This is a genomic window from Oceanicaulis sp., from assembly GCA_040112665.1.
Classification (GTDB): Bacteria; Pseudomonadota; Alphaproteobacteria; order Caulobacterales; family Maricaulaceae; genus Oceanicaulis.
In genome coordinates, this window is the sequence record CP157796.1 from 2,193,353 (window position 1) to 2,206,315 (window position 12,963).

Sequence of the window (12,963 nt, forward strand, 5' to 3'; positions counted from 1 at the left end):
ATGTCCATGATCTGCAGACTGAGCTCCGCCGCGCTGGCCGCCCTCTCGCTCGCCGCATGCGGCGGGGAGGAGGACGACCTGACCCTCGACCAGGCGCCCGAACGCGTCGCCGGGGACACCGACCTGTCCGAGCGCGAGGATTTCGGCGGCATGGTCGCAGCCGCCAATCCCGACGCGGTGGCCGCGGGAATCGAGATCCTGCGCGCGGGCGGCGACGCGGTGGACGCCGCGATCGCGGTGCAGGCCGTGCTGAGCCTGGTCGAGCCGCAAAGCTCGGGCATCGGCGGGGGCGGGTTCATGCTGCGCTACGATGCGGAGGCCGGCGAGATCACCGTCTATGACGGCCGGGAGACCGCGCCCGCAGCGGCCACCGAGGACATGTTCCTTAACGAGGACGGCCAGCCGCTGGGCTTCGTGGAGGCCTGGCGTTCGGGCCTGTCGACCGGGGTGCCGGGACTCATCGCCATGATGCGCCTCGCGCATGAACAGCACGGCGAGATCGAGTGGGCGCGCAGTTTCGATCCGGCGATCGCGCTGGCCGAAAACGGCTTCGAGGTCGCCCCGCGCCTGAATTCGATCGCAGGGCGCATGGCGCAGTTCACCGATATCGAGGAGACCGGCGCGGCGTCGGGCTATCTGTTCGACGCGGAAGGCGCGCCCTGGCCGGTCGGTCATGTGCTGACCAATCCTGATTACGCCGAAAGCCTGCGGCTGATCGCGGCGGACTGGCGCAGCTTCTATGAGGGCTCGATCGCCGAGGAGATCGTCGCGGTTGCAGGGCAGGGGCCGCGGCCGGGCCGCCTGACGCTTGAAGACATGGCGGGCTTCGAGGCCGGGCGGCGCGAGCCGGTCTGCGGGACCTACCGGACGTTTCAGGTCTGCTCGGCTCCGCCGCCGTCCTCGGGCGGGGTCGCGGTCAACGCCGCGCTGGGGATCCTCGAACGCTTCGCCATGGCCGAGCACGGCCCGGACACCGCCGACGGCTGGGCGCTGTTCATCGAGGCGAGCCGGCTCGCCTACGCCGACCGTGACCGCTACGTGGGCGACGACGCCTTCGCCGACGTGCCGGTGCAGGGGCTGATCGACCCGGTCTATCTCTCAGAGCGCGCCGGGCTGATCGACATGGGTGAAGCGATCGAAACCGTGCAGGCGGGCACGCCGCCGGGCGCCGCGCCCCAGCCTGAAGACGCCACCGAAGATGCCCCGGGCACCACGCATTTCGTGATCGTGGATGCGGACGGCGACGTGGTCTCGATGACCTCCAGCGTGGAGAGTCCGTTCGGCTCGGGCCGCATGGCGGGCGGGTTCTTCCTCAACAACCAGCTCACCGATTTCGCCTTCGAACCGCGCGCCGAGGACGGCGCGCTGCGCCCCAACGCGGTTCAGCCGGGGAAGCGGCCGCGCTCGTCGATGAGCCCGACCATCGTGCTGGACGAGACCGGCGCCTTCCACCTCGCCACCGGCAGCCCCGGCGGCAATTCCATCATCGCCTACACGGTCAAGAGCCTGGTCGCGATGATCGACTGGCGGATGAGCCCGGAAGACGCCGCCGCCCTGCCCAACGTGGTCGCGCGCGGCGACGTGGTGCGCATCGAGGAGGGCTTCCCGCAGGCGATCATCGAAGAGCTGCGCAGCCGCGGCTTCACCATCGAAGGCGGCCGGGGCGAGAACTCCGGCATCCACATCGTGAAGGTGGGCGAGGACGGCGAACTCATCGGCGCCGCCGACCCCCGCCGCGACGGCGTGGTGATGCAGCCCTGAGGCCCCTGTACTCTGCGACCCCAGGCGCGTCCGGTCAGTAGATCGGGCGCGCCACGGCGGCGGCGTCATAGGCGCCTTCGGGGCGCGGCTCGCCGGCGCCGGCGATGATCTCCAGCGAGACGATCTCGCGGCGCTGCTGGCCGGGGCTGAGCGAAACGCCGATGCCCACGCCCGTACCGCCGAAGCCGCCCGACCCCCAGCTGCGCCCGACCGTGCCGCCCACGCGCACAGGCGAGCGGTCCGAGCCTTCCGCGTCAAAGCGGCGGTCGACGACTTCGAACCACTCATAGCCGTTCTGAAGCGCCAGCTCGGCGGCGCGGCGCAGGGCGAGGCGCTCGACCTCGTCGCGGCTGGCGCCGCCGCCGCCCGCGAAGCTCACCCGCCAGCGGTCGTCCTCGATGCGGATCTGGTCATAGCCGATCCCCGCGCTCGAACCGGCCAGCGGGCCGTAGGTGGTCTGGGTCGGCGCACAGGCGGCGAGGGCGGCTGCAAGGGCGGCGGCGGGAAGAAGGGCGAAGCGGGACATGCATGCTCTCCGGTCTGGCTTTGTCGCGCACTATAACGCGAAATGAGGCGGCGCGGCGCCCTGAGGCCGGTCAGCGCCGGGCGAAGCTTGCAAAGACGAGCGCCGCGATCAGCCCCGACCCTGCGCCGATCGCCGGCAGAGCCAGCGCCGCGCCGAGCTCGGGCAGGGTGAGCGCGCCGGGCGGTGTTCCGCCTGCCAGGCCCTCGAGAAAGCCGCCGGGATGGACCCGGTCGAGATAGACGCCCATCGCGGCGAACCCGGCGACCATGCCGGATATCCAGCCCCCCGCGATCCCGAACCCGATCGCGCCGAACCCGATCCGGAGCAGCAGGAACACCAGCGCGGCGGGATAGGCGAACATCAATGCGCTGAGCCAGATCGCGCCGGCCATGGGCAAGAGCTCGCCCAGCGGCAGGGCCGCGCCGTCAGGGTCGACCAGCACGAAATGAACCATCATCGCAGCCACGCAGACCACGGCCCCGAACGCGGGCGCGATGATCAGCCCGGCGAGCACGCCCTGCGGCCCGGCGCTGTGTGAAGCCATGAAACGCCCCCGTTTCCCCTGAATGGGCATATTAGCCCGCGTGAGAGGGGAAGGGAAATGACTGACCGCACGGCTTGCCCGTGCCGGCCGGGCGCGCCACCTAATCGGGTGAGCCGCGTTGGACCGCCATGACCGATCCCGCTTTGCGCATGAAGATCGCCGCCGGCGCAGCCCTTGTGGCGATGCTGTTTTTATTCGCCGCCACCCATGTCTGGGGAAGCGACGACGGGGTGTGGGGTTATGTCCGCGCCTTCGCCGAGGCCGGGCTGATCGGCGGGCTGGCGGACTGGTTCGCGGTGACCGCGCTGTTCCGCCGGCCGCTGGGCCTGCCCATCCCGCACACGGCGGTGATCCCCAACAACCAGCAGCGCATCGCCGACGCGGTCGGCCGCTTCATCGCGGAAAACTTTCTCGATCCGCGCCTTGTGGAGACCCGGCTCGACGGCGCCGATCCCGGCCGGCGCGTGGGCGAAATGCTCGCCGACCGGTCGCAGGCGACGGGGATCGCGCGAGGGATCGTCCAGGCCGCGCCTGATCTCGTCGCCATGGTCGACGACCAGGCTGTCGCGAAATTCTGGCGCGAGCAGATCGGCCGGCAGGCCAGCGGCGCGCGGGTCGGCCCGGCCGTGGGGTCGGTGATCGACGCGCTGACCGCCGGGGGCAAGCACCAGATCCTGGTCGACGCGGCGGTGAAGGAGGGGTTCTCCCTGCTCGAAGCCAATGAAGACCGCCTGCGCAGCGCCATAAGGGCGCAGTCCGGCGCGCTGCTGCGCTTCACCCGGCTGGACGAGCGCGTCTCCAACGCCGTCATCGCCGCGGTCGAGGACCTGCTGCACGAGGTGGCGAACGATCCCGATCACGAGCTGCGCCGCCGCGCCGCCGACGCCGCCTCCGGCTTTGCGCGCGACCTGAAAGAGGACGCGGCCATGCAGGCCCGGGTGGAGCGGGTGATCTCCGACACGCTCACTCACCCGGCGCTCACCGACTTCACCGAACGCGGCTGGGCCCAGGCGAAAGCCGCCCTCATCGCCGACGCCGCCAAGGGCGCGGACAGCCGCGCGGCGAAAGCGCTGACCGACGCGCTGGTGGGGCTGGGTCAGGCGATCCTCAACGACGCCGAAAGCCGCGCCGCCTTCAACCGGCGCCTCACGCCGCTGCTCGTGCACCTGGCCGAACGCCACGGCCCGGACGTCGCGCGCCTGGTCTCTGAAACCATCTCCAGCTGGGACGCGGCCACGGTGGTCGACAAGATCGAAGCCGGTGTGGGCCGGGATCTTCAATACATCCGCCTGAACGGCACCCTCATCGGCGGCCTGATCGGCGTGGTCATCCACGCGATCGTGGAGCTGGTTTAGGTTGTGTTTCAGGTGGTTGCGGGTGACGCTGAGATAACTCCCTCCCCTGGACGGGGAGGGTCCGGCCGCAGGCCGGGGGTGGGGGTGAGCGCCGGTGCGCGCAGCGCATCAATCGATCCGGGGGATCGATTGAAGGCGGCGAACGGGCCGGCAGGCCCCGGAAGGGACCGTAGGGCGACCACACCTGCAGACACTGGCGCTCCCCCACCCGACCCGGACCTTCGGTCCGGCCCACCCTCCCCACAGAGGGGGAGGGAATTCCAGCGGCGACCGGGTCTCACTCTTTTGAGATCGCTAATCCTCCTTCCCTCCCCTTGACGGGGAGGGTCCGGCCGAAGGCCGGGGGTGGGGGTGAGCGCCGGTGCGCGGAGCGCATCAATCGATCCGGTGGATCGATTGAAGGCGGCGAACGGGCCGGCAGGCCCCGGAAGGGATCGTAGGGCGCCGCGAGGGCCGCGCTCGAAAGCCCGCTCAGCCCAGCTTCACCGCCGTGCCCGAGGCGCTGACCATCAGCATCGAGCCCTGTTCGCCGATCACCTCATAGTCGAGATCGACCCCGACCACCGCGTCCGCGCCGCGCGAGCGGGCCTCCTCCTCGAGTTCGCGCATCGCGGTCTCACGGGCCTCGCGCAGGGATTTTTCGTAGGAGCCCGACCGGCCGCCGACGATGTCGCGGATGCCGGCGAACAGGTCGCGGAACAGGTGCGCGCCCAGGATCGCCTCGCCGGTGACGACGCCCTTGTACTCGTGGATATGGCTGCCTTCGACGGTGTGGGTGGTGGTGACGATCATGACGACCTCGATCTGATGCTGAAACCGGTCATCCCGACGATGATCGCGCCGGGTCTGACGATGAACCCGACGAAGCCTAAACGGGGAGAGGGCGGGGCAGAAGACCGGGACCGATTACGGTTCCTTCACAGGTGAAGGACATCCGCCGGCTCGGCCTCCCAGGGAGGAGGCGCGCCGCGGTCGATCAGCGCCAGAGCGGCGGCGACCGCCGTGTCGCGATCGCCGACCGCGCCGCGCAGCCGGTCCGCGATCCAGCGGCGCAGCGCGGGCAGGGCGGCTGAAAGCTCCGCCAGCCGCCCGAACTTGCGCGCGGCGGCCTGCGCGCTCCAGTCGGGGTGATAGCGGTATTGCTTGCGCCTCTTGGCGTCCCGCCCGGTCGCCTGCAGATGCCCGTGCGCCAACGGGCTCATCCACACGTCCTCCCAGGCCGGCGGCGCCGCCAGCGCCTTCAGCCGCGCCCGCTCGTCCGGACAGGTGATGCGCACGCCCCGGGGATCGAAAAACGTAAAACCCCGCCCGCACCGCCGCCGCGTCACGCCGGGCCTGTCGTCCGGGTAGTAGATGAGATCCATGCCGCAGCGAACGGGGCGGGAGGCGGCGGGGTTCCGGGCGAATCAGGTCACCCGCATGAATTCCCGGCCAAGCCCCGATAGGGGCGCCGGGCCGGGACCTCGTCGGGAGTTCGCCCGGGAGGTCCCGGATCTTCGGCCTTCGGCCTCGTCCGGGAATTCATAATCGATTCCGAGGGCTAACTCGCGCGCTTTTCCAGCAACCCGATCAACTCCACCGCGCCGTCTGCGATCACGGTGCCTGGCGGGTAGACGGCCGCCGCGCCCATCTCTTTCAGGGTGGGCACGTCTTCGGGCGGGATGACGCCGCCGACGATGATCAGCATGTCGCCGCGCCCTTGCGCTTGAAGTTCTTTCTTGAGCTCGGGCACCAGGGTGAGGTGGCCGGCGGCGAGCGAGGAGGCGGCGACGACGTGGACGTCGTTCTCCACCGCCTGGCGGGCGGCTTCCTCGGGGGTCTGGAAGAGCGGGCCGATATCGACGTCCCAGCCTAGATCGGCGAAGGCGCTGGCGACGACCTTCTGGCCGCGGTCATGGCCGTCCTGGCCCATTTTCGCGATCAGGATCCGCGGGCGGCGGCCCTCGGCCTCGGCGAAGCGGTCGGCGGCCTCGATGGCCGCCTTGACCTTCTGGTCGTCTCCGGACGCTTTCAAGAACACCCCCTGAACCGATTTGATCTCGGCCTTGTGCCGGCCGAACACGGCCTCCATGGCGTTGCTCATTTCACCCACCGTCGCGCCGGCGCGGGCGGCCTCGACGCACGCCGCCAGCAGGTTGGCCGAGCCCGAGGCGGCCTCGGTCAGCGCCTTGAGCGCAGCGTCGGTCTTCGCGCCGTCGCGCTCGGCGCGCAGGCGCTGGAGCTTTTCAAGCTGTTCGTTGCGGACCTTCTTGTTGTCCACCTTCAGAACCGGCACGTCCTCAGGCTCGGTCAGGCGGAACTTGTTCACGCCCACGATAGTCTGAAGCCCTGAATCGATGCGGGCCTGGGCGCGGGCGGCGGCTTCCTCGATGCGGAGCTTGGGCACGCCTTCCTCGATCGCCTTCGTCATGCCGCCGAGCTCGTCGATCTCGGCGATGTGGGCCAGCGCCCGGGCGGCGAGATCATGGGTCAGCCGCTCGACATAATAGCTGCCGCCCCAGGGATCGATCGCGTCGGTGAGATGCGCCTCGCTGTCGAGCACCAGCTGGGTGTTGCGCGCGATGCGGGCGGAGAAATCGGTGGGCAAAGCGAGCGCTTCATCAAGGCTGTTGGTGTGAAGGCTCTGGGTGTGGCCGTCCACTGCGGCCATCGCCTCCACGGCCGTGCGCGCGACATTGTTGTAGACGTCCTGGGCGGTCAGCGACCAGCCCGAGGTCTGGCAGTGCGTGCGCAGCGACAGCGATTTGGCGTTCTTCGGATCGAAGCGATCCTTCATCAGCTTCGCCCAGAGCAGGCGCGCGGCGCGCAGCTTGGCCACCTCCATGAAATAATTCATGGAAACGCCCCAGAAAAAGCTCAGCCGCGGGGCGAAGGCGTCCACGTCCAGCCCCGCCTGCACGCCCGCCTTCACGTATTCCAGACCGTCCGCGATCGTGTAGGCCAGCTCGATATCGGCGGGCGCGCCGGCCTCCTGCATGTGATAGCCGGAGATCGAGATGGAGTTGAAGCGCGGCATCTCCTCAGCCGTGTAGGCGAAGATGTCGGAGATGATGCGCATGGAGGGCTTGGGCGGGTAGATATAGGTGTTGCGCACCATGAATTCTTTCAGGATATCGTTCTGGATAGTGCCTGAAAGTTTCGCGTGCGAAACGCCTTGCTCCTCGGCGGCGACGATGTAGAGCGCCATCACCGGCAGGACCGCGCCGTTCATCGTCATCGATACGCTCATCTGGTCGAGCGGTATCCCGTCGAAAAGCTGGCGCATGTCTAGAATGGAATCGATCGCCACCCCGGCCATGCCGACATCGCCGATCACCCGGGGATTGTCGCTGTCGTATCCGCGATGGGTGGCGAGATCGAAGGCCACCGAGAGCCCGCGCTGACCGGCGGCGAGATTGCGCCTGTAGAAAGCGTTTGAATCCGCCGCGGTGGAGAAGCCGGCGTACTGGCGCACCGTCCAGGGCCGCTGCACGTACATGGTCGGATAGGGCCCGCGGTGAAACGGCGCGAGGCCGGGCAGGGCGTCGGTGAAATCGAGCGCGTCGCGGTCGGCGGCGGTGTAGGACGGCTTGATCGCTATCCCTTCGGCCGGCGTCCAGCTGTCCCCGGACGCGCCGGGCGCGCCGGCGGGCCGGGGCGCGCCGAGATCGATTTTCGTGAAATCAGGGTGAGCCATCAGGAAACTCCCGCGGCGGCGTGCGCGCGTCGGCCGTCTTCAAGGCTGTCGCTTCGCATGTGAATGAAGTGATCTATGCCGGCGTAATCGGATGGACGCCCGGCGATCCAGACCTCCGACGCGCCGCCGGCTTTCAGCAGTTTCGCCAGCGCCTCGGCCTTCTCGGCGTAGGCGTCGTCGGTCCCGCAGATCACCGCGAGCCGCGCGCCCGATGCTGCGAAGGCGTCCGCGCAGGCGCCGAGGCTGTCGTGAGCGATCGCGTCCGGGGTGTCGATCCCGAACACGGCGAGCCGGTTCTTCGCAAATCCCGCCCGCGCGTTGAACGCGGCCATCGGGCCGATCGTGGCGAGGAAAGCGCGCGGCCGCGCCCCGGTCTTCTCCACGAATCCGTCCGCCGCGTCGCGCAACGCCTCGAACGGCTCGGCCAGGCGGATCGGCGCGATCGGTTCGAACGCCGGCTCGGGCAGATCCAGCACCCGCACCTGAGCGCCCGACTTCGCCGCTTTGACCTTGTCTTCAAAGGCTTGCGGCTCGATCGCTGGCGCGTCGAGCGACGGCGGGGTGTAGTTCGCTTGCGCAGTATCGACCGGCCTGGCGTCGAGTTCTGGATACTGGCTGACCCCGATCAGGCTTTCTTTCCCGGCGGCATAAAGCTTCAGCCGGGCCTCGCGCACCTGGGCGATTTCGCTTTGAAGCCAACCGCTTGTGACGGTCTCGAACAGACCGCCGCGCCGCTCGATCTCCTGAAAAATCCCCCAGGCTTTCCCCGCCAGACGCGCGGCGAGGGTCTCATGCAGGAAGCCCCCGCCGGCAGGGTCGGCGACCTTGCCCAGATGGCTCTCCTCCATCAGCATCACCTGAAGATTGCGAGCAAGCCTGCGGGCGAATTTCGTAGGCCCGCCAAGCGCTTCGGTGAAGGGGCGCACGGTGATCGCGTCCGCCCCGCCCGCCGCCGCAGCCAACCCTGCGCAGGCGTTGCGGACGAGGTTGGTGTAGGGATCGCGCGCGGTCAGCATCCGCCGGCTCGTCACCGCATGCTGCGCCATTGTGCGCCGGTCTTCGGAAACGCCGAACGCTTCCAGCACCTTGGCCCAGACCCGCCGCGCCGCCCTGAGCTTGGCGACGCCGAGATGGACGTCCGCATCCACCGCGAGTGAAAACTCAAGCGCGCCAGCGGCCTGGTCCGGGCTCAGCCCGTGATTGATGAAGGCGCGCATATAGCTCGCCCCGCCCGCGCAGACGAAAGCCAGCTCCTGCGCCTCGGACCCGCCGGCCTCATGCGGCGCTGTGGCGGTGATCGAGACGGTCTTCAGGCCGGGGAAGTTCGTAGCGCAGTAAGCGGCGGCTTCGGCAGTGCGTTTCAGCCGTTCGGGCAAATCTTTAGCGCCGCCGCCGGCCAGCGATTTCTGCCCGATCGGCGACAGACCCAGCCCGCCCTTTATGGCCTTGGGATCGAGCCCGCTGTCTTCGAGCAGCGCGATCAGAAGCGCGGCGTGCTGCGGCGCCATGCGGCTGGGCGAAAGGTGCACGCCGGCGAGATCGAGCATCACCCCGTCGAGCGCGGCCTTGAGTTCGTCCAGCGTACGCGCCGCGCAGCCGGTTTCCCCAAGCGGATCAAGCCTAAGCGTGATCTCGCTCGCCCCGCCGCCGAGCTCGTCGAGGATGGCCTGGTTCGCCGCCTTCGGATCGGGATCGGCGACGGTCTGGCGGATCTGCCAGGGCAGGTAGGGATCGCGCGACGCCGCCGCGCCGGTCTCGCCGGCCTCGGCGAGGTCCTCGCGGGTGAAGAGCGGGCCGCGCTCGATGCCGTCCAGCGTCTTGCGGACCAGCGTTTGCAGCGGCGCGCCCTTGAGCGCGGCTTCGGCCTCCTGCGTCCAGCGGGCGCGGTCGGCGGCGGGGAAATCCCCCGCGAAATCGATGACAGAGTCGGTCATGGCGTCTGCCTACACCGCAGGCGGGGCTGAGAAAAGCCGCGCGCGGCGCGCAGGACAGGCCGTGCGCGCGTCCGCCCCGCCGCGGGCCGGGCTTAGCCTTTGCGGCGATGACGAAACCCGACGGAGATCGCCGCTCATGTCCGACCTGACCCCGCGCCTGGGCCTGCCCTGGCTGATGCCCGCCCAGGCCCAGAAACACGTCACGGTGAACGAGGCGCTCGGCCGGCTCGACGCGCTGGTCCAGGCCCGCGCTGTCAGCCGGACCGCCGCCGACGAACCCGCCGAGCCCGAAGAGGGCGACGCATGGATCCTGCCCGCTGCGCCGTCCGGCGCGGCGTGGGACGGCTTCGCAGAGCACGACCTCGTCTGGTTTCAGGACGGCGCCTGGCGGCGTGCGGCGCCGCAGACCGGTCTCGTGGCGTTTGTGGAGGACGCGGCCGAACTTGTGGTGTTCGACGGATCGGACTGGCGCTCGCTCGCCGACACGCTGGCGTCGCTGGCGAACCTCGAAAGCCTCGGGGTGGGCACCGCGCCGGACGCCTCGAACCCCTTCGCCGCCAAGCTTAACGCTGCGCTCTGGACCGCGCGCTACGCGGCCGAGGGCGGCAGCGGGGATCTGCGCTACACGCTCAACAAGGAAGCGCCGGGCGGCGTGCTCTCCCTGCTCATGCAGTCGAACTGGTCGGGCCGGGCGGAGTTCGGGCTCGTCGGCGGCGACGACGTCTCGCTGCGGGTCTCTCCCGACGGGACGAGCTGGACCGAGGCGCTGTCGGTCGACCGGGCGACCGGTGCGGTCGCCATCGCCGAGGCCGCCGTGTCGGGCGGGTCGGTGACCGGGCTGGCCGAGCTTGCGCTGGCCGAGGGCGGGGCGCTGACCCTGGGCGACGGCCTCGCCGATCTCGTCCGCCGCGACCGGCTGGGCACGGCGGCTTTCTTCGACGCCGAGGCCTTCAGGCTCTCGCCAGTTATCGAAGCGTCCGGCGCGATCGACCTCTCCCCCGACGATCTCGGGCGGCTGATCGTGAAGACCGGCGCAGGCGCGGTACGCCTGCCCGACGGCGCGATCCTGCCCTCAGGCTGGCGCGTGCGGGTCAAGAACCGGTCCGGCGCGGCGGTCGATCTCGATCCCGGCGCGAGCGGAACCGTCGACGGCGCGGCCCCCGGCGCCGCGCTCAGCCTCGCCGACGGCGCAGCCGCCGAACTCGTCCACGCCGGTGCGAACGACTGGGAGAGCGTCTGATGATCACACTCGATTTTCTTTCCGGCCTCGGCGCCGATCCGCGGCTCGTCACCGCGCGCGCCTCGCGCGCCTGGGCGCCGACCGGCTGGAGCTTCACCGACGGGGCGGGCTTCGGTCCGCTCATCGGCTTCGGGCCGCGCACGGCGCGCCTGGTGCGCGGCGAAGGCCTGCTCGTCGAGCCGGCCAGCACCAACCATCTGCGCAATCCGCGCGGCGAGGGCGCTTCGGGCGCGACCCCGCCGACCCATTGGGCGGTCGGGGCGAGCGGCGGGATGAGCTGGAGCTTCACCCACGGGACCGAACAGGGCTGGCCCTATGTCGACGTGACCCTGAGCGGAACGGCCGTCGGCGACGCCAGGCTCGATTTCGAGGGCTTCACCCAGATTCCGGCGCTGACCGGCCAGGACTGGACACTGTCGGCGGGGCTGAGGGTGATCTCCGGCGCCGTGCCCGGCGACCCCAAGCTCGGCATGTTCGAGCGCGCCTCGACCGGATCGACCGTCACCTCCGCGCTGCAATCCGTCACGCCGGACGCGACGCGGCGGCGCTTCGTGTTCTCACGCACCTTCGAGGGCGGGGCGAATGTCGCTGCAGCGCATCCGTGCCTCTATATCGACAATCCGGCAGGCGCGGTGGCGTGCGTGCTGCGCATTTACGCGCCGCAGATGGAGCGGGCCGCGCGGGCCAGCTCGCCGGTCCTGCCTCCGGCCGGCGCGCCCGGCGCGGCGACGCGGGATGCGGACGGGGTCGATCTGGCTTTGCCGCCGGATTTCGACTTCCAAAGCTTCTCGCTGATCTCCGAAGTCGCGCTCGGCCCGGCGCCGGCTGCCGGCACGCCCTTCATGATCGCGCTCGAAACCGCCGCCGGCACGTCCGACTACACGGCGCTCTACGACGGGGCCTCCGGCCTGACCCAGCGCGTGAACGCGGGCGGCTCGGCGGCGGGTCTGGCGAGCGTCGCCCCGCGCGGCGCAGCCGGCGCGATCCGCCGCTTCGCCATGCGCTGCGCGCCTGACGACATGGCCTTCGCCTGGGACGGCGGCGGGTTTTCAGCGGACAGCTCAGGCGGCTCGGGCGGGGCGGCTTATGTCCGGCTCTCGCTGGGAGACGTCCAGGGCGGCTCGCAATGGCCCGGCCGGATCAGACAGGTCCGGCTTACGCCCGACGCGCTCGACGACGCCGCGCTGCAGCGGCTGGCGGGATAGGAGGCTCTCATGACCGCTTGTTTTTACGCCTGGCCGGACATCGAGACGGCCGAAACCGAGGGTGCGATGATCGACGCCCGTCCCGCGCCGGGCTGGACCGACGCCGCCGGCCCGGTCTGGCTCACCCGCCCGGTCATCGAGATCGGCGGCGAGGGCGAACCCGTCCTCGTCACGCCCGGCCAGGCCAGCGATCCGGTGGTGCTCGTGCGCACGGGGCAAGCCGCAGCGCTCGCCCACCGGCGGATCACCCCGGACGGGCATGCGGGACTGGCGTGAGGCGGGGATATCAGAAGAAAGAAAATGGTGCCGCTAGAGTGAATTGAACACTCGACCTCTCCCTTACCAAGGGAACGCTCTACCCCTGAGCTATAGCGGCGCGACGGTGCGAGGCGGTTCGGCCTCCGGCGTCGGAGCGGGGGCTATACCCCATCGCGCCGGGCTCGCCAAGGGTGGGCTTGACGCTTCTTGCAGAGGGCCGCACATCTCGGGCGATGACCCGCAAGACCGATCAGAAGCCGCCCTCCGGCGAGACCGCCGACGAGCGTGAAAAACGCCTCGCGGAGGCGCTGCGCGCCAATCTGCGCCGGCGCAAAGCTGCGAAAAAACCTGAAAAGGACGACCCTGCGCCGTGATTTCGCCGCACGCAGGGCTGGGCTTGCGCGTTAGGATGCCCGCAAGGACGAACGGCGCGCGCCGCGCGTGATTTGAGAAAGGACATTGCC

Annotated in this window: 12 protein-coding genes and 1 tRNA gene; 6 read left to right on the top strand and 7 right to left on the bottom strand. The window is 70.1% G+C overall.

Translation table 11 applies throughout. The features are described from left to right. The first annotated feature begins 6 nt into the window (after positions 1-6). A complete protein-coding gene (gene ggt / locus ABL308_10695) occupies positions 7-1,761 on the top strand; it encodes a gamma-glutamyltransferase (protein ID XBQ15423.1) in 1,755 nt (584 codons plus the stop codon). Between the two features lie 34 nt (positions 1,762-1,795). On the opposite strand, the gene ABL308_10700 is transcribed toward ggt, so the two are convergent. Both ABL308_10700 and ABL308_10705 read right to left on the bottom strand, forming a co-directional pair. Continuing rightward, a complete protein-coding gene (locus tag ABL308_10700; protein ID XBQ15424.1) occupies positions 1,796-2,287 on the bottom strand; it encodes a hypothetical protein in 492 nt (163 codons plus the stop codon). A gap of 70 nt (positions 2,288-2,357) precedes the next feature. Next, a complete protein-coding gene (locus ABL308_10705; GenBank protein ID XBQ15425.1) occupies positions 2,358-2,831 on the bottom strand; it encodes a hypothetical protein in 474 nt (157 codons plus the stop codon). Between the two features lie 128 nt (positions 2,832-2,959). Between ABL308_10705 and ABL308_10710 the strand changes: the two genes are divergently transcribed. Beyond that, complete coding sequence (locus tag ABL308_10710; protein ID XBQ15426.1) at positions 2,960-4,186, top strand: DUF445 domain-containing protein; 1,227 nt, start codon at positions 2,960-2,962, stop codon at positions 4,184-4,186. A 471-nt stretch (positions 4,187-4,657) separates the two neighbouring features. On the opposite strand, the gene ABL308_10715 is transcribed toward ABL308_10710, so the two are convergent. The 4 genes from ABL308_10715 to ABL308_10730 all read right to left on the bottom strand — a co-directional run bounded on the left by ABL308_10715 (position 4,658) and on the right by ABL308_10730 (position 9,796). Further along, a complete protein-coding gene (locus tag ABL308_10715) occupies positions 4,658-4,978 on the bottom strand; it encodes a heavy metal-binding domain-containing protein (protein XBQ15427.1) in 321 nt (106 codons plus the stop codon). 125 nt (positions 4,979-5,103) lie between these two features. Beyond that, entirely contained in the window at positions 5,104-5,550 is a 447-nt protein-coding gene (locus tag ABL308_10720; GenBank protein XBQ15428.1) for a hypothetical protein, read from the bottom strand. A 176-nt stretch (positions 5,551-5,726) separates the two neighbouring features. Beyond that, positions 5,727-7,865 (bottom strand): methylmalonyl-CoA mutase, encoded by a 2,139-nt coding sequence (gene scpA / locus ABL308_10725; protein XBQ17734.1) that lies wholly within the window; start codon positions 7,863-7,865, stop codon positions 5,727-5,729. Continuing rightward, positions 7,862-9,796, bottom strand: coding sequence for a methylmalonyl-CoA mutase subunit beta (locus ABL308_10730; GenBank protein XBQ15429.1), 1,935 nt, complete (start codon positions 9,794-9,796; stop codon positions 7,862-7,864). The genes scpA and ABL308_10730 overlap by 4 nt, the downstream gene beginning before the upstream one ends. A gap of 136 nt (positions 9,797-9,932) precedes the next feature. Here ABL308_10730 and ABL308_10735 point away from each other — a divergent pair, with 136 nt between their 5' ends. From ABL308_10735 to ABL308_10745, 3 genes are read left to right on the top strand one after another with little or no spacing between them, the layout of a single operon-like run. Continuing rightward, positions 9,933-11,036: a DUF2793 domain-containing protein gene (locus tag ABL308_10735; GenBank protein XBQ15430.1), complete on the top strand. Its 1,104-nt coding sequence runs from the start codon at positions 9,933-9,935 to the stop codon at positions 11,034-11,036. Further along, positions 11,036-12,241, top strand: coding sequence for a hypothetical protein (locus ABL308_10740; GenBank protein XBQ15431.1), 1,206 nt, complete (start codon positions 11,036-11,038; stop codon positions 12,239-12,241). The genes ABL308_10735 and ABL308_10740 overlap by 1 nt, the downstream gene beginning before the upstream one ends. A gap of 9 nt (positions 12,242-12,250) precedes the next feature. After that, a complete protein-coding gene (locus ABL308_10745; protein XBQ15432.1) occupies positions 12,251-12,517 on the top strand; it encodes a hypothetical protein in 267 nt (88 codons plus the stop codon). A 25-nt stretch (positions 12,518-12,542) separates the two neighbouring features. Here the strand turns inward: ABL308_10745 and ABL308_10750 are convergent. Next, positions 12,543-12,617: transfer RNA gene (locus ABL308_10750), tRNA-Thr, on the bottom strand. A 115-nt stretch (positions 12,618-12,732) separates the two neighbouring features. Between ABL308_10750 and ABL308_10755 the strand changes: the two genes are divergently transcribed. Beyond that, a complete protein-coding gene (locus ABL308_10755) occupies positions 12,733-12,873 on the top strand; it encodes a hypothetical protein (GenBank protein ID XBQ15433.1) in 141 nt (46 codons plus the stop codon). The last annotated feature ends 90 nt before the right edge of the window (positions 12,874-12,963 follow it).